Source organism: Pseudomonas sp. S3_A09 (assembly GCF_054668065.1).
This window is the reverse complement of record NZ_CP162752.1, coordinates 1,212,715-1,228,773: the sequence shown is the minus strand read 5'-3', so window position 1 is coordinate 1,228,773 and position 16,059 is coordinate 1,212,715. Positions and strand designations below refer to the sequence as shown.

17 protein-coding genes and 2 pseudogenes are annotated in these 16,059 nt (G+C 60.8%); 11 read left to right on the top strand and 8 right to left on the bottom strand.

Features of this window, described 5'->3' with window-relative positions; all coding sequences use genetic code 11:
• Window positions 1–89 precede the first annotated feature (89 nt).
• The 3 genes and pseudogenes from AB4N92_RS05830 to AB4N92_RS05820 all read left to right on the top strand — a co-directional run bounded on the left by AB4N92_RS05830 (window position 90) and on the right by AB4N92_RS05820 (window position 2,445).
• Entirely contained in the window at window positions 90–959 is an 870-nt protein-coding gene (locus tag AB4N92_RS05830) for a LysR family transcriptional regulator (RefSeq protein ID WP_010208222.1), read from the top strand.
• Window positions 960–1,077: 118 nt separating this feature from the next.
• Window positions 1,078–1,854, top strand: a pseudogene (locus AB4N92_RS05825) (PAS domain-containing protein); the annotation flags it as partial.
• Window positions 1,855–1,872: 18 nt separating this feature from the next.
• A complete protein-coding gene (locus tag AB4N92_RS05820; RefSeq protein WP_392397721.1) occupies window positions 1,873–2,445 on the top strand; it encodes a methyl-accepting chemotaxis protein in 573 nt (190 codons plus the stop codon).
• 113 nt (window positions 2,446–2,558) lie between these two features.
• Here the strand turns inward: AB4N92_RS05820 and AB4N92_RS05815 are convergent, their stop codons facing one another.
• The 6 genes from AB4N92_RS05815 to gntR all read right to left on the bottom strand — a co-directional run bounded on the left by AB4N92_RS05815 (window position 2,559) and on the right by gntR (window position 7,875).
• The gene (locus AB4N92_RS05815; RefSeq protein WP_106119619.1) at window positions 2,559–3,056 is read right to left on the bottom strand and encodes a hypothetical protein; all 498 of its coding nucleotides are present in this window, start codon (window positions 3,054–3,056) and stop codon (window positions 2,559–2,561) included.
• A gap of 133 nt (window positions 3,057–3,189) precedes the next feature.
• On the bottom strand, window positions 3,190–4,602 hold the full coding sequence (locus AB4N92_RS05810; RefSeq protein ID WP_010208226.1) for an MFS transporter: 1,413 nt from the start codon (window positions 4,600–4,602) through the stop codon (window positions 3,190–3,192).
• Between the two features lie 141 nt (window positions 4,603–4,743).
• Complete coding sequence (locus AB4N92_RS05805; RefSeq protein ID WP_106119620.1) at window positions 4,744–5,481, bottom strand: NAD-dependent epimerase/dehydratase family protein; 738 nt, start codon at window positions 5,479–5,481, stop codon at window positions 4,744–4,746.
• Window positions 5,482–5,495: 14 nt separating this feature from the next.
• Window positions 5,496–6,128, bottom strand: a complete 633-nt coding sequence (locus tag AB4N92_RS05800) for a glutathione S-transferase family protein (protein ID WP_010208229.1) — start codon at window positions 6,126–6,128, stop codon at window positions 5,496–5,498.
• A 169-nt stretch (window positions 6,129–6,297) separates the two neighbouring features.
• Entirely contained in the window at window positions 6,298–6,528 is a 231-nt protein-coding gene (locus AB4N92_RS05795) for a DUF6124 family protein (RefSeq protein ID WP_045791697.1), read from the bottom strand.
• Window positions 6,529–6,843: 315 nt separating this feature from the next.
• Complete coding sequence (gntR, locus tag AB4N92_RS05790; RefSeq protein WP_031290552.1) at window positions 6,844–7,875, bottom strand: HTH-type transcriptional regulator GntR; 1,032 nt, start codon at window positions 7,873–7,875, stop codon at window positions 6,844–6,846.
• A gap of 213 nt (window positions 7,876–8,088) precedes the next feature.
• On the opposite strand from gntR, the gene AB4N92_RS05785 reads away from it, so the two are divergent.
• Entirely contained in the window at window positions 8,089–8,622 is a 534-nt protein-coding gene (locus tag AB4N92_RS05785) for a gluconokinase (RefSeq protein WP_010208233.1), read from the top strand.
• Window positions 8,623–8,706: 84 nt separating this feature from the next.
• A complete protein-coding gene (locus AB4N92_RS05780) occupies window positions 8,707–10,059 on the top strand; it encodes a GntP family permease (protein WP_010208235.1) in 1,353 nt (450 codons plus the stop codon).
• Between the two features lie 158 nt (window positions 10,060–10,217).
• Here the strand turns inward: AB4N92_RS05780 and alaC are convergent, their stop codons facing one another.
• Window positions 10,218–11,429: an alanine transaminase gene (alaC, locus tag AB4N92_RS05775; RefSeq protein ID WP_010208236.1), complete on the bottom strand. Its 1,212-nt coding sequence runs from the start codon at window positions 11,427–11,429 to the stop codon at window positions 10,218–10,220.
• A 195-nt stretch (window positions 11,430–11,624) separates the two neighbouring features.
• Here alaC and AB4N92_RS05770 point away from each other — a divergent pair, with 195 nt between their 5' ends.
• Window positions 11,625–12,107 carry a GyrI-like domain-containing protein gene (locus tag AB4N92_RS05770; protein WP_010208237.1) on the top strand — a complete coding sequence of 161 codons (483 nt, stop codon included), beginning with the start codon at window positions 11,625–11,627 and terminating at the stop codon, window positions 12,105–12,107.
• Window positions 12,108–12,407: 300 nt separating this feature from the next.
• Here AB4N92_RS05770 and AB4N92_RS05765 read toward each other — a convergent pair whose 3' ends face one another.
• A complete protein-coding gene (locus tag AB4N92_RS05765) occupies window positions 12,408–12,926 on the bottom strand; it encodes a GNAT family N-acetyltransferase (RefSeq protein ID WP_198730184.1) in 519 nt (172 codons plus the stop codon).
• 145 nt (window positions 12,927–13,071) lie between these two features.
• Here AB4N92_RS05765 and AB4N92_RS05760 point away from each other — a divergent pair, with 145 nt between their 5' ends.
• From AB4N92_RS05760 to AB4N92_RS05740, 5 genes and pseudogenes are all read left to right on the top strand, one after another.
• Window positions 13,072–13,491, top strand: a complete 420-nt coding sequence (locus AB4N92_RS05760; RefSeq protein WP_106119622.1) for a YybH family protein — start codon at window positions 13,072–13,074, stop codon at window positions 13,489–13,491.
• Between the two features lie 42 nt (window positions 13,492–13,533).
• Entirely contained in the window at window positions 13,534–13,878 is a 345-nt protein-coding gene (locus AB4N92_RS05755; protein ID WP_010208240.1) for a YciI family protein, read from the top strand.
• A gap of 34 nt (window positions 13,879–13,912) precedes the next feature.
• Window positions 13,913–14,389 carry an SRPBCC family protein gene (locus AB4N92_RS05750; RefSeq protein ID WP_044287754.1) on the top strand — a complete coding sequence of 159 codons (477 nt, stop codon included), beginning with the start codon at window positions 13,913–13,915 and terminating at the stop codon, window positions 14,387–14,389.
• Complete coding sequence (locus AB4N92_RS05745; protein WP_236266838.1) at window positions 14,386–15,609, top strand: RNA polymerase sigma factor; 1,224 nt, start codon at window positions 14,386–14,388, stop codon at window positions 15,607–15,609. Before AB4N92_RS05750 ends, AB4N92_RS05745 begins: the two co-directional genes overlap by 4 nt.
• A gap of 258 nt (window positions 15,610–15,867) precedes the next feature.
• Window positions 15,868–16,059: pseudogene (locus AB4N92_RS05740) on the top strand (LysR family transcriptional regulator); the annotation flags it as partial.

Genomic DNA, 16,059 nt, shown 5'->3' with positions numbered 1-16,059 from the left:
AGCTCCGTTGAATTTGCGCCAGTCTCGCGGGCATGGCACCGTGCGTAAAATTAAACGTTCAGACCCCCGCCATAAGGACAGCTACTGCCATGATGAACCTGATGCACTGGCGCCTGCTGGTAGCCGTGGCCGATCACGGCAGCATCACCGCCGCCGCCGAGCGCGTGGGCATGACCCAATCCGCCGCCAGCCAGGCCATGGCCGGCATGGAGGCGACGCTGGGCGCACAGCTGTTTACCCGTGAACCGCGCAAGACTTTGCCCACCGCCTTGGGGTTGAGTGTGATCGCGCAGGCGCGGGTGATGCTCGCGGCCTTGCAGACGATTCGCAGCACCGTGGACGAAGCCCGCCCGATGCTGCGCGGGACGATTCGCATCGCCAGTTTCCCCATGGTGCTGGCGACGTTTCTGACGCCGCTGTTGTTGCGTTTTGCTCAGCTCTATCCGGGTATTGAGGTCACTACTCTGGACGTCACCGACAACGAAGTGCTCACCCTGCTCGACGCGGACCTGATCGACCTGGGCGTTGTGCTTAACCCCAAGCCCGAGCGCAATGCCACGGTGCTGGGCCGGGACTTCTGGATGGCCGTGCTTGCGACAGACCATGCGCTGGCGCAACGCCCGGCCGATGCGACTGTGGCGCTTGAGGAATTACTTGAGCAGCCGTTCGTACTTGCCACCGGTGGCTGTACCGCGAATGCACGCAGCCTGGGTGCCGCAGCGGGATTGACGCTGCGCGATATCCGCGTGGAAGTGCGCGAATGGAACAGCGCCTTCAGCCTGGTACGCGAAGGTGTCGGCGTGACGCTGGTGCCGGAAATGGCCCTACCGGCCCAGCGCAAGGGCTTGCGTGTCATGCCACTGACGGTGCCGCTGCACCGTGAGTTTGCCTTGGTCGGCTCGCCGACCCGTCCCCCTTCGGCCGCTGCCAGCGCGTTGTTAGCAATGGTGGCTGATTAGTGGCCTTGCATAGCGCCAAGCTCTGTCTATGCTCACCCAGAACCGTTGATGACGCTTGGCATATAAAGCGATTCGGATGGTTATTTCCCCATGAAGGTGTGCCAGCACTGTCTAACAAATGAATGGAATGCGCCTCCAGGCGCCGGGAACCCAGGGTGATCTGACCATGTTCAACCGCCATCACAAATCCGACCTGCAACAAATCGAACGTTTCTCCTGCGCCCTTACCGAATCCAACGCCAAACTGGCGGCCATCAGCCGTTCCATGGCCATGATCGAGTTCGACGCCAGTGGTGTGATCCTCGACGCCAACGACAACTTCTGCAACACCATGGGCTACAGCGCCGAGGAGATCCGCGGTAAACATCACCGCCTCTTTTGCGATGAGGCCTACACCCACACCGACGCCTACGCCAAGCTGTGGCGCGACCTGGCGCGGGGCGAGGCCCTTAGCGGCACCTTCATGCGCCTGAACAAGCACGGCCAGGAAGTGTGGCTGGAAGCCAGCTACATGCCGGTGCTGGACAAGGACAACCAGGTGCAGAGCGTGATCAAGGTCGCGTCGGATATCACTGCGCGGGTCCATCACGAACATGAAAACCAGAGCTTGATCGACGCCATCGGCCGTTCCATGGCGGTGATCGAGTTCACCCCGCAGGGCCAGATCCTTAACGCCAACGAAAACTTCCTGAAGACGGTGCAGTATTCCCTGGATGAAATCGTCGGCCAGCACCACAGCATGTTTTGCCACCGCAACGAAGTGGAATCGCCGGCCTACAAGGCGTTCTGGGCGTCGCTCAACCGCGGCGAATACCACTCGCATCGCTTCGAGCGTAAAAACAAATACGGCAAGACCCTGTTTCTGGAGGCCTCCTACAACCCGATCTTTGACACCAATGGGCGCCTGTACAAGGTGGTGAAGTTCGCCAGCGACATCACCGACCAGGTCACCACCCTGCGTAACGCCGCCGACTCGGCCCATGCCACTTCGGTGCAAAACGACGCCTGCGCACGCAAGGGGTCGGAGGTGGTGCAGCAAACCGTGCAGATCATCGAAGAAATTTCCCATGATCTGAACCAAGCGGCGGTGAGTATCGACGCCGTGAGCAAGCAATCGGACATCATCGGTGCCATCGTGCAGACCATTCGCAGCATTGCCGAACAGACCAATATGCTGGCGCTCAACGCCGCGATCGAAGCGGCACGGGCCGGTGAGCATGGGCGTGGCTTTGCAGTGGTGGCAGACGAAGTGCGCAGCCTGGCGGCGCGGACCAGCCAGGCGACGGTGGAAATCGTCGATGTGGTGCGCAAGAACCATGATCTGTCGCTGAGTGCAGTGTCGAGCATGCAATCGAGCTTGAGTCGCACAGGCGTGGGGGTGGAATTGGCGAATGAAGCAGGTCAGGTGATCCTGGAGATTCAGGAAGGGTCACGGCATGTGGTGGATGCGATCGGGCAGTTCAATTCGACGTTGCAGCTGCAATAACCCAATCCCTGCAGGCGCCGGCTTGCCGGCGATAGCATCACCTCGGTCTCTCTGATTCACCGAGGCGCCTGCATCGCCGGCAAGCCGGCGCCTACCGTTGATCGTGGTGCTTGTTAGATCGCAGCCAGGGTTTCTTTCACTGTCTGGGCCTGTGGGTCAGCGGTTTTTGCCGCGACCTGCTGCTCTTGCTGCTGCTTCAAGCGCTCTGCCACTTGCTTGGAAAAGGCATCCTGTTTTTCCTTCGACATGTTCTGCAAGTCTGCCTCGGTCAAACCCTGCTCCTTGAGCAGTTGGTCACGGATGCGCTCGGCCGGGGATTTGCTCATGTAGTCGGTGAATTCCGAGCGCGCGCCGGAGGTGGCGCTGGTCGTCGGTACATCGCTGGTCGACGCGTTGGTCTGCAACTGCACGCGGGTCTTGGCAAAGGCTTCGTCGATACGGTCGGTCGCCTTGTCCAATTCCTTCTGTGCGGCCGGCACGGTCACGCTGTGCTGCGCCGCTTGCAGGGCACCGCTGTACAGCGCGCTGGCAGCGGCGTTGGCGGGGTCCATGTCGGGCCGCTTGATCTGTTGAACGGTCGACACGGCTTGGGTGTTGTTGTTAACCAGCATGATCGGTCACCTGTGGAAATGTTCTGTGCCACAGCTGGAGCAAATAGCGTGCCGGGTGCCAGGTGCCTGGTTTTATTGGGGATAGCGTGGCCGTTGCGGCAAACAATGTCCCGCAGGCGGCCAGCCATTGCCGTTAATGGGCGATGTTTTCCAGCGCCAGGTTACGCGTACGCGGCCCGAACCAACTGATGGTGATCATCACGATCAACATGCTGCTGGCGATAAACGCCAGCACCCCCGGTGTGCCCAGGTGTTCGAGGATAAAGCCGATCAACAGGCTGCTGAACACGGTGGATAAGCGGCTGAACGAATAGCAGAACCCCACCGCCCGTGCGCGGATGTTGGTGGGGAACAGTTCGCTCTGGTACGAGTGATAACTGAAGCTCAGCCAGGCGTTGCAGAAGGTGATCATCACCCCACAGATCACCAAACCCACCGCCGTGGTTTGCAAGGCAAACAGGCTGCCGAAGATCACTGCGCCCAGGGCCGAGCCGACGATCTGCCATTTGTTTTCAAAACGGTTGGCCACCTTCACGAACAGCAACGGCCCCAGGGGGTAGGCGAGGGTGATGATGAAGGCGTAGAGCAAACTGTGGGTCACGCTGACGCCTTGGCCCGACAGCAACGCCGGCAACCAATTGCCAAAGCCGAAGAAGCCGATGGCCTGGAACACATGGAACACGATCAGCATCAACGCGCGGCGGCGGTACGGCGGTTGCCAGATATCGGCAAAGCGGCCGCTGCCCTGCACGCTGACGGTTTCTGGCTCGGGCTCATCCAAGGGTTTGCCATGATCCTTCTGACAGCGCGCTTCGAGGCTGTCCATGATCACACCGGCCTCTTCGAAACGCCCCTTTTGCGCAAGCCAACGCGGTGATTCCGGCAAGCGCTTGCGCAATTGCCAGATAAACAGTGCAAACACTGCGCTCGACAACACCACCCAACGCCAGCCCGATACGCCGAACGGTGCTTGTGGCACCAGCCACCATGACATCAACGCCACCGCCGGTACCGACAGGAACTGGATGAAGAACGCAAAGGCAAACGCCGAGCTGCGCATGCGCTTGGGCACCAGTTCCGAGAGGTAGGCATCGATGGTCACCAGCTCGATGCCCAGGCCAATGCCCACCAGGAAGCGCATGCAGATGATGCCCAGGGCGGACGTCTGGATGCCCATCAACACCGTGGCGACGGTGTACCAGACCAGCGCAAAGGTGAAGATCGCCCGCCGGCCGTAACGGTCGGCGATGGGGCTGAGCAGGCTGGCGCCAAGGAACAGGCCGAGGAAGGTTGCCGAGGCAAAGGCGGCCTGGTCCGAAAAGCCGAATACGCCCTCGCTGCCGGTATGGAAAATCCCGTCGCTGATCAGGCCAGGGCTGATATAAGCGGTCTGGAACAGGTCATACAGCTCGAAAAAGCCGCCGATGGACAGCAACGCTACCAAGCGCCAGACCGTGGCGACGGCGGGGAGGCGGTCGATGCGGGCGCTGATGTGGGCGGCGCGGATGGGGTCGATGCCGTCGGTGGTGGAGGTGAGTGTGGACATGGGCGAGATTCCAGGTGCAGTGACCTGGAATCTTAGCTGGCTAACGGAAATCGCTGCGTGTGAAGTTGTGCCCGGTTGGTTGCTCATTCGCTGGTTTATTGCGCAAAGACTCTCTTTTCAAAGGTTTTATGGCGGACGGGTTCAGTAGCTGATGGGGATCTCGAAAGTCTCAAAGGCATCGTCTACCGGTTGATAGTCCAGCACTCGGGTGGTTTCGCTCAAATCCAGCCGCTTGAAACGGTTATTGGAAATCCCATGGGCGATCAGGTTTTTTACCCCCTCGGTTTCCACCGCGCGTTGCAGCAACTGCACCGCATCCCGTGGGCTGAGCCAGGCGCTGAGGTCACGGGCGTTGTTCAGGTCATGGGTTTCGGGGAATTCAAAGGCACCGATGCGCAGGGCAATGGTCGACAGCGGGGTTTTGGCGGCGTAGTAACCGCAGAGTGCCTCGCCGAAGCATTTGCTCACGCCGTACAGGTTGGCGGGCATCACCGGCATGCCGGGCGTGATCTGGCGATCCACCGGATAGCCTTCGATGGTTTGCGCGCTGCTGGCGAACACCAGGCGCTTGACCCCGGCGGCCACGGCGGCTTCGAACAGGTAAGTGGTGGCGAGGATGTTATTGGGCAACAGTTCTTCGAACGAGGCGCTGGCGTGGGGGATGCCCGACAGGTGCACGATTACGTCGATGCCTTCGAGCAGGGTCGCCAGGCTGGATTTATCGCTGAGGTCGGCGTGTACGAAGCGGTGTCCACCCAGGTCGAAGTCCGGCGCGATGCGGTCGGTGAGGGTGAAGCGGTAGCGGTCTTGCGAGGCTTGGAAAAATGTCTTGCCGATTCTGCCGCAGGCGCCGGTGAGCAATATGTTGAGTCCTTTCACGCGTAATCCTTGTTTTAGTTATGGCCGTCGAGCGCGAAGGTCTTGAAGCCAGGGCGCTGGCTGAGGCGCAAGTAATACGCCTCCACCGCGGGGTAGGGCGGATGCGCCAGAGGGGCGTTGCGCCAGCGGTGTACGGAGAGGCCGACGAGGATGTCTGCCAGGGTGAACTCATCGCCGGTTACGTAGGCGCCGGTCTTGCTCAGCTGTTGCTCCAGCAAGCCCATCTTGTCGTTCCAGGCTTGCACGCCGGCCTGGATGCGCTGCGGGTCCTGATAATCCGGGTTCTGGCGCACCAGCGCGTGGAACGCGTAGCCCCAGGACGGGTTGAGTTCGGTAGCTTGCCAGTCCATCCATTGCTCCACCCGGGCCCGTGGCGCGGGTTCGGCGGGGAGCAGGTCGTGGCGTTGGTAAAGGCTGACGAGGTACCGGCAAATGGTGTTGGACTCCCATAGCACGCCATGGTCGTCGATCAGCACCGGCACTTGGGCGTTGGGGTTTAGGGCCAGGAACTCGGCGGACTGGGTGGGCTTGAAGCCGATGCCCCAGTCTTCGCGCTGGTAGTCGATGCCGAGTTCCTGGCAGGTCCAGAGCACTTTACGCACGTTGATGGAGGACGTACGGCCCAAGATTTTCAGTGAGTGTCCCATGGTGCTTCCCTGGCAGTGGAGAGCAGCCAATCTAGCAGGGCGCAAGCGGGCATGGTTAAAAAATGTGGGAGGGGGCTTGCTCCCGATTGCAGTGGGTCAGCTACCTGTAAGTTGACTGACCCACCGCTATCGGGGGCAAGCCCCCTCCCACATTTTTTCGAGTAAGGCCTTAACAGCGTGGTGTGTGCTGGTCCATGGCCTTGCCTACCAGCAATACACTTAGCTCGCTCAGTTGGTGGATAGCCAGGGCTACATCGCGGTGCTTGCCGGTGAGGTCATCGGACAGGTCGAGCAGCAAGGTGCTGACGGAGCACAGGGTTTCGTAGCTGTTGATCAGCAGGGTTTCGGTGGGGGTATCAGGGATGACGGTGAAGAGCGTATGCGTGGGGATGCTGTGCATTATTGACGTACCTGATCTGGGCTGATACCTGATCGCTACTAAACGAGGGTGGCAGCTGTACGCAGGTTAGTAGACCGGTATCCCACACAAACCCGGCGCACCCGAAGGCGCCCTGCGCACAGCCACCATCAAGCATCGATAGGTTCATGCAGCTTGTGTGAGGAAGCGGGGCTACTAAACCCGATCACCGAGACATTCAGCGACCGGCCAACCTTAGAGACCCTCACCCTGACGCACAAGCCGGCGGATTCTGACGTAAGCGTAGGCAACCGGGCAAGGCGCTTACCGCAATGTCAGGCGCTTCCTACAGGCGTCCTACGTACTCTCGCGCACCTGCAACTCAAACCCCATGTCCACCACCGGCTTGGCGATCTTGTTACCTGCCATGATCGTCAACAAATGTTCTGCCGCCCGCCGACCGATCGCCTCACGCGGAGTACTGATGCTGCTCAGGCGCGGCACCATGAACGAGGATGCCGGCAAGTCGTTGAACCCCAGCACTGCCACACGCTCCGGTACTTTGATGCCATGGCGCAGGGCTTCCAGCAGCGCGCCCTGGGCCAGGTCGTCGTTGCCGAAGAAGATCGCGTCTACGTCCGGATGAGCCGCCAGCAACTGTAAAAACAACTCGCCACCCAGTCCCACGGAAGAAGGGCGCGGCGTCAGCAATTCCAGCGCCGGGTCGTACAGTCCAGCCTGCTGCAGTGCGCGGCGGAAACCTTCGCCTCGCAGCAATGTGCGCTGGTCCAGTTGCGCACCGATGTAGGCCAGGCGCTTGCGCCCGCGGGACAGCAAATGCGCCGCCGCCGTCTCGCCCGCCGCGAGTTGCGAGAACCCTACGCAGTTCACGCCGGCGTTGGGGTCCAGGTCCATCATGTAGACGCAGGGCACATTGCTGGCCTCGACCATCCGTCGGGCGCTTTCAGTGCGATCAAACCCGGTCAGCAGCAAACCCCGTGGCTGGTAGGCCATGTAGTTGCGCAGCAGGTTTTCTTCTTCGTCGCGGGAATAGTGGGAGTTGCCGATCAGCACTTCAAAGCCCTTGGGACGCAGCACTTGGTGGATGGCTTCAAGGGTTTCGATAAACAGCAGGTTGGACAGCGACGGCACCAACACCACCACCGAATGGCTCTGGGCCGAGGCCAGTGCACGGGCGGCAGGGTTGACCACGTACTTGAGTTCGGCGGCGGCCTGCTGCACTTTTTCCACCAGTTCGGTGGCCACGGTGCTGATGCCGCGCAGGGCGCGTGAGGCGGTAATCGGGCTGACGCCGGCCAGGCGGGCGACTTCGTTAAGAGTCGGGCGACCCGTGGTGCGTAATTTTTTATCGTTCTTGGAGGTCATCAGGCGGCTTGCCAAACAAAAATCGAGGCACTAAGGTAGCGCTGTCTCCAAAGGGCTGCAAATTCTTGAACGCTGGGTTGCCTGATCCGGTTCAAACGATTGGAGAGGATGCACGCGTCACTCCATAAAAAAAGACAAGTCGGCGCGGGAAAAGCCTGTTTTTGCACTAGCCTTACAGCGTGCAAAGGTAGCGCTATCTGCGTCCTGAGGTGTTTCATGAGTCAACCTGTTACCGCCCTGGTCATCATGGGTGTTTCCGGCTGTGGCAAGTCCAGCGTCAGCGAGGCCCTGTGCCGCCTGAACGGTGCCACTGCCATTGAAGGCGACAGCTTTCACCCTGCCGCCAATATCGAAAAGATGAGCGCCGGCCACCCCCTCAACGACGACGACCGCGCCGGCTGGCTCGACATCCTTTGCGATGAACTGCGGCGTTCGCTCAAAGCGGGCGAGCACCCCGTGCTCACCTGTTCCGCCCTCAAAAAGAAATACCGCGACCACCTGCGCGAAGCAGCGCCGGGTCTGGGTTTCGTGTTCCTGGAGCTGACCCGCGCCGTGGCCGCCGACCGTGTGTCTCATCGCCCCGGCCATTTCATGCCAGCCAGCCTGATCGACAGCCAGTTCGCCACCCTTGAATCGCCTAAAGGCGAGCCGCTGACCCTGGCCCTCAACGCCAGTGAAGACAGCGTCGAGGCATTGGCCGAGCAGACACACGCCTGGTGGCTGCAACACGGCTTTGAACCTACTCATTAATTTTTTGCCGGAAAAGATAGCGCTATCCCCGGCAGGAAATTCAACACCCGCTTTAATAACAACAACAAACAGGAGAGACCCCCCATGTTTGGCATGTCCCACGAGTCCTACCTACTGCTAGATGCAGTCGTTACCATCATCGGGTTGATCGTTCTGATCACCAAGTTCAAGGTGCACCCGTTCATCGCGCTGATCATCGCGGCCGGCTTCCTCGGCCTGACCTCGGGCATGCCCGTGGACAAGATCATCAAGGCGTTCCAGGACGGCTTCGGCGGGGTGCTCGGCTTTGTCGGCATCATCCTTGCGCTGGGCACGATGCTCGGCAAGATGATGGCCGAATCCGGCGGTGCCGATCAGATCGCCCAGACCCTGATCCGCGCCTTCGGCAAAGAGAAAGTCCAGTGGGCCATGATGTTCGCCGCGTTCCTGGTGGGCATCCCGCTGTTCTTCGAGATCGGCTTTGTGCTGCTGATCCCGCTGGTGTTTATCGTCGCGCGCCGCACCGGCGTGTCGCTGATCAAGATCGGCATCCCGCTGCTGGCCGGCCTGTCGGCGGTGCATGGCCTGGTGCCACCGCATCCGGGGCCGCTGCTGGCCATCGGCGTGTTTGGCGCGGATATCGGCAAGACCATCTTGTACGGCCTGATCGTCGCTTTGCCGACCGCCATTATCGCCGGTCCGATCTTCGGCACGTTTATCGCCAAGTACATCCCGGGCAACCCGTCCCAGGAACTGGTCGATCAATTGGCCCGCGAGACTGATAACAAGTCGCTGCCAAGCTTCGGCATCACCCTGGTCACCGTGCTGCTGCCGGTGTTCCTGATGCTGCTGAAGACCTTCGCCGACATCGCGTTTGCCGAAGGTAACGTGGTACGCAACTGGATGGACATGATCGGTCACCCGATCACCGCCTTGCTGCTGGCCCTGTTGCTGTCGCTGTACACCTTTGGCCATCGCCAGGGCATCCACTCCAAGCAGATCCTCAAGCTACTCGACGCCAGCCTGGCGCCGACCGCTGCGATCATCCTGATCATCGGCGCCGGTGGTGGCTTCAAGCAGATGCTGGTGACCAGCGGCGTGGGTGACGTGATCGGCCATATGGCGGTGAACGCGCAGATCAATCCGATCCTGCTGGCGTGGCTGGTGGCGGCAGTGATTCGTGTGGCGACCGGTTCAGCCACGGTGGCGACCATTACCGGCGCGGGCATTGTGGTGCCGGTGGTAGGGATGATTCCGGGCGTCAACCGTGAGCTGCTGGTGTTGGCGACGGGGGCGGGTTCGTTGATCCTGTCTCACGTCAACGATGCGGGGTTCTGGCTGGTGAAGCAGTACTTCAACATGACCGTGGCCGAGACGTTCAAGACCTGGACGGCGATGGAGACCATTCTGTCCGTCGTGGCGTTGATCTTCATCATGTTGCTGTCGTTGGTGGTGTAAGCCACACCGCAGCATCCCATGGGGTCACCCAATCAAATGTGGGAGGGGGCTTGCCCCCGATAGCAGAGTGTCAGTCACTGCATCCGGTGACTGAACCACTGCCATCGGGGGCAAGCCCCCTCCCACATGTTTGAGCGCATTTCTTCGGGGAGATTGGGTCAGGCTTTAGGGGTCAGCCCATCTGCCCGGAACATCCCGCGAATACCGCGTACCGCTTGGCGAATCCGGTCCTGGTTTTCGATCAGTGCAAAGCGCACATGGTCATCACCATACTCGCCAAAGCCGATGCCTGGCGACACACACACCTTGGCTTCCAGCAGCAGCTTCTTGGCAAACTCCAGCGAACCCAGGGCGGCATATTGCTCTGGAATCTTCGCCCAGACGTACATCGACGCCTTCGGATTCTCCACCATCCAGCCCAGCTCATGCAGGCCTTTGACCAGTACATTGCGGCGCTGGCGGTACTGCTCGGCGATGTCTTTCACGCACTGTTGGTCGCCTTCCAGCGCGGCAATCGCCGCCACTTGCAGCGGGGTGAAGGTGCCGTAGTCGTGGTAGCTCTTGATCCGCGCCAGGGCGTTGACCAATTCCGGGTTACCCACCATGAAACCGATGCGCCAGCCGGCCATGTTGTAGCTCTTGGACAGGGTGAAAAATTCCACCGCAATGTCCTTGGCACCCGGCACTTGCATGATCGACGGGGCTTTCCAGCCGTCGTAGACGATGTCGGCGTAGGCCAGGTCGTGGATCACCAGCACGTCGTATTGCTTGGCCAGGGCGATCACACGTTCGAAGAAGTCCAGTTCCACGCATTGCGCGGTCGGGTTGGACGGAAAGCCCAGGATCATCATCTTCGGCTTGGGAATCGAGCCGCGAATGGCCCGTTCCAGCTCCGCGAAGAAATCCACGCCAGGCACCAGCGGCACCGAACGCACCTGGGCGCCGGCAATCACCGCACCGTAGATGTGGATCGGGTAGCTCGGGTTGGGCACCAGTACGGTGTCGCCCTGGTCCAGTGTGGCCAGCATCAAGTGCGCCAGGCCTTCCTTGGAGCCGATGGTGACGATGGCTTCCGATTCGGGGTCAATGTCCACTTCATAGCGGTCTTTGTACCAGCGCGAAATCGCCCGGCGCAGACGCGGAATGCCTTTGGACGTGGAGTAACCGTGGGTGTCTTCACGCTGGGCGACTTGCACGAGTTTTTCGACAATGTGCGGCGGCGTGGGGCCGTCAGGGTTGCCCATGCTCAAGTCGATGATGTCTTCGCCGCGCCGACGCGCAGCCATCTTCAGTTCGGCCGTAATGTTGAAAACGTAAGGGGGGAGTCGATCTATGCGCGCAAAGCGGCGCGGCGAACCTTGGTCTGCCATTGTTGCCTCGAAGTACGTAAGCGCCCGGAACCGTCCGAGCGACGTCGGCCACTGCGGTGGCCTGCGGGGCAGACAATACGGTCGATGATGGCCAGTTGTCCAGATGCGTAGGAAAATTTTCTGCATGGAGTCCAGCGCGAATATGCCCCTATACTCGATGCGGGTTTGTTCCCTCATAAGAAGGAGACTGTTCGTATGGATCAGCAGACAAAACAACCGTTAGAGCCACGCATGGAAGCCGGTAAAGCCTTGGTGATCGCCGGGGTGCAGGGGCGTTATTCGAAGGCCACCGTGGGGGATATCCCCAAATTGTGGGAGTTGTTCGATACCTGCATCAAGGACATCAAGCAGCGTGTGGGCGGCGTGACGTATGGCGTTTGCCATAACCCCAGGCAGGGCGAATTCGACTACATGGCCGGTGTCGAAGTCCCCACCAAAGGCGATGTGCCGAGCAACTTCGAATTCATCGAAATCCCACCGCTCAACTACGCCGTGTTCCCGCACTACGGGCCGGTACAGGCGCTTGAGCAGACGTACGAGCGCATCATGTTTGAATGGCTGCCGCACTCGGGCTACAAGGTGATGGGCGCGGATTTTGAGCGCTACAGCGCGGATTTTGATGCGCGCAAGGGCACCGGGACGGTGGAGATCTGGTTGCCGGTGGGGCAGAAGGTCTGACTGGAACAGGGGCTGGTAGTCGGGCCCCTGTCAGCTCGGTGTCGAGCGCTAGACGCCCCCACGACACCAAGGGTGCCTTGGGGGCCGCAGGCCATGGCATAAACCGCAACGTTGCCCTGGGCCAGGACCACTTCGCCGTTGTTACCGAACCCCGAGTCAGGATTGCCGCTGGCGTCGAAGCCCTCTTGAGGGGGGATTACCGAAGCTCAGATCCTTGCCGCCTACGGTCTTGGTGTGCGTGCCCGAACGCCTGGAAGGAATACTCATTGGCCTGCTCCTTGGGCTCAAGTTATGCATACGCTACATGTTGAGCGTGTCGAAGTCGGCCTGATCGAAGACCCACCTCAACCTGCGCTCATACCCAATCCGTCCCTTATATGCCTCCCCACTGTCCACCCAGCCTGCCCTCAGATACAGCCCCATTGCCGCCACATTGTCCGCGTCCACCGACAATTCCAGGCCCTTGATCTGCGGCCACGCTTGCCGTGCCGCCGCCGGAAGGGCTTGCAAACAGGCCTTGCCGAATCCGCGCCCTTGTTGATGCCGATCCACTTGCAATGCATGCAAGGTCGCGCTGTGTTTATCGGCCCAGTGGGGCAGGCAGGGTGGGCGTTTGAGCAGGAGGAAGGCCACGGGCCGGTCGTCGGCGAGCAGGGCGAAGCCTTTGATGGCGCCAGGGTTGGGATTGACCAGCAGGCTGTTCAGTGCGCAGTGGATATCACCGGAATACGCCAGTTGCTCGGGATGCACGTGCAGGGTGTCGAGTTGCTGTTTCTGCACAAGGCTCAACGTCTCATAAAGGGCGAGGCGGGTTTCCATCGGGGGCGTATCCGAAATGCTACAAAGAGGCCTGGATTCTAGCGGGTTTACCGGGGCGAAAATATTTTTAAGCGGCGTGTCGATTTGCCGAAGGGCCATTCGACTAAGGGTGTCTTTCGTGATTTTCACCCCAAGGAGTATCGCCATGAGCACTGCCATCAACGCCCTGATCGAACAATGGAAACACGCCGTCAGCGCCAAGGATGTCGAGAAAATAGTCAGCTTCTACGCCGACGATATCGTCGCGTTCGACGCCGTTAACGCCCTGCAATTCAAAGGCAAGGCCGCTTACCAGGCGCACTGGCAGGCCTGCATGGAGTTCTGCCCCGGCCCGGGCGTGTTTGACTTTCATGAGCTGCATATCGTCGCCGCCGAGGACAGCGCCTTTGCCCACTGGCTCGCCCACTGCGGTGGCACTGGGCCGGATGGCGTGCTCAAGACCTGCTGGATGCGGGTCACCGCCGGTTACCAGCGTATCGACGGCCAATGGAAAGTGGTGCATGAGCACTGGTCCGCACCGTTCGACATGGAAACAGGCGCCGGTCTGTTCGACCTGAAACCTTGACCGTCGCGACCTATAGTCAGTAATCCGAAAACGGAGAACGCCATGAAATACCTGTGCCTGGTCTACAGCGAAGAAGCGTTGCTGCACAGTCTGCCCGACAGTCCCAAGGACCCGGAATGCCACGCATACGCCGAAGCCGTTCACGGCAGCGGCCGCATGCTCGCCGCCCAAGCGCTGGAGTCGGTGAGCACCGCCACCACCGTGCGGATGCGCAATGGCAAGTTATCGATCACCGACGGGCCGTTTGCCGAGACCAAGGAGCAACTCGCCGGGTTCTACCTGATTGAGGCCCGTGACTTGAATGAAGCGATCCAGGTGGCCGGCGGCATTCCGGCTGCCCGGGTCGGCAGTGTGGAAGTGCGCCCCGTGCGTGAATTGAATCTCTGAACAGAACAACCATAAGACTCAAGAGGTTTATCCCATGTCTACGCAACCAGCCGAGTTTGAATTGTCCATCAGCCGCGTGATCGATGCGCCGCGCAGCCGGGTGTTCCGCGCCTGGACCGAACCTGCCTTGCTCCAGCAATGGTGGGGCCCCCACGGCATGACCACCCCCGAGTGCGAAATGAACCTGTGGGTCGGTGGCCTGTTTCGCACCTTGATGCGGGCGCCGGACGGTGCCGAGTACCCGACGCAGGGTGTGTTTCTGGAAATCGATGCGCCCAATCGACTGGTGTTTACTGACGCCTTCATGCCCGGCTGGATCCCCTCGGGCAAGCCGTTCATGAGCGCCGAAGTCACCTTCGAAGAGGTCGACGGCAAGACGCTTTACACCGCTCGCGCCATGCACTGGAGTGCCGAAGACAAGCAGGCCCACGAAGCCATGGGCTTTCATGACGGCTGGGGCCAGAGCCTGGATCGTTTGGTCACCCTGGTGACCCAGGGCATGCCCGATTGACCCTGTCGGTCGAGGCCATTTACCGCAGCGAATCACGCCGGGTGCTCGCGACGCTGATTCGCTTGCTGGGTGACTTCGACCTGGCCGAGGAAGCCCTGCACGAAGCGTTTTTCGTGGCGGTGCAGCGCTGGCCGCTGGACGGTGTGCCGGACAATCCACGGGCTTGGCTGGTGTCGACTGGTCGCTTCAAGGCCATCGACCGGCTGCGCCGTGAGGCGCGTTTCACTCCGTTGCTGCAGGAACAGGCCGATGCGCTGGAAGCGGCTGACTGGAGTGACCAAGACGTGGAAGACGACCGCCTGCGGCTGATCTTCACCTGCTGCCACCCGGCGCTGGCGGCGGATGCCCAGGCCGCGCTGACCTTACGTGAGATCTGTGACCTCACCACCGAAGAAATCGCCCGCGCTTTCCTGGCCACACCCGCCACCATCGCCCAGCGCATCGTGCGGGCCAAGGGCAAGATCCGCGAGGCCAAGATCCCTTACCAAGTGCCATCCCTGGACGAATTGCCCGAGCGGCTGGACAGTGTATTGCGGGTGATTTACCTGGTGTTCAACGAGGGGTATTCGGCGTCCATGGGCGCTGACCTGACCCGTGAAGCGTTGACGCGCGAAGCCATTCGCCTGGGGCGTTTGTTGCTGGAATTGCTGCCCGAGCCCGAAGTCATGGGGCTGCTCGCACTGATGCTGTTGCATGAGTCCCGACGCCCGGCGCGCACCTCGGCCAACGGGGAGTTGGTGCTGCTGGATGAACAGGACCGCTCGCTGTGGGATGCGGCCCTGATTGCCGAAGGTTGCACGTTGGTAGAGCAGGCGCTGGGCACTCGGCGCTTTGGCCCGTATGGCCTGCAAGCGGCCATCGCGGCAGTGCATGCCGAAGCGTCGCGTGCAGATGAGACGGACTGGCCGCAGATCGTCGGGCTCTACGATGTATTGCTCAGGGCGGCGCCATCACCGGTGATCGAATTGAACCGCGCCGTGGCGCTGGCCATGCGGGATGGGCCGTTGGCAGGGTTGCAGCAAGTGGAAGGGATTCTGGCGCGCGGTGAGTTGCTGGATTACCACTGGGTGCATTCGGCGCGGGGAGAGTTTTGTCGGCAATTGGGGCGAGTTGAAGAGGCGCGGGCAGCTTACGAAAAAGCCCTGTCACTGACCCAGCAAGCCCCGGAGAAACGCTTCCTCGAACAACGCCTGGCCGAGCTGCAATCGCCCCTCCGCTGACGATCCAAATATGGGCGCTGGTTTGCCAGCGCCCACAGTGAACCAGGTTGTTTGCACTGTCTGGGTTAAGTCTGCTGACGCGTCGCGGCCAACACGATCTCACGAATGCACACATGCTGCGGCTACTCAGTCATCGGATTAAGCTATGGATGTTCGTCACCTCAAGGCATTTCTCGCGGTCTTTGAAGAGCACAACACCAGCGTTTGTTCATCAGCCAGCCGACCTTGTCGGTGACCCTCAAGCAGTTGGACGACGAACTGGGCGTGGCGATGTTGCCCCAGTCGCTGGCGGTTGAGCGGGTTGGCGTGGTGATTCGGCAGTGGCACCTGCCCGCACCTACACGCCGAGTGGGATTGTGTTTCGCCGCGCAAGCCTTGGAGTCGCCCGCGTTACGCGCGCTGCACAAGTATTTCCAGACAAACCGACCGCCACAATTGTCGGCCGCATAA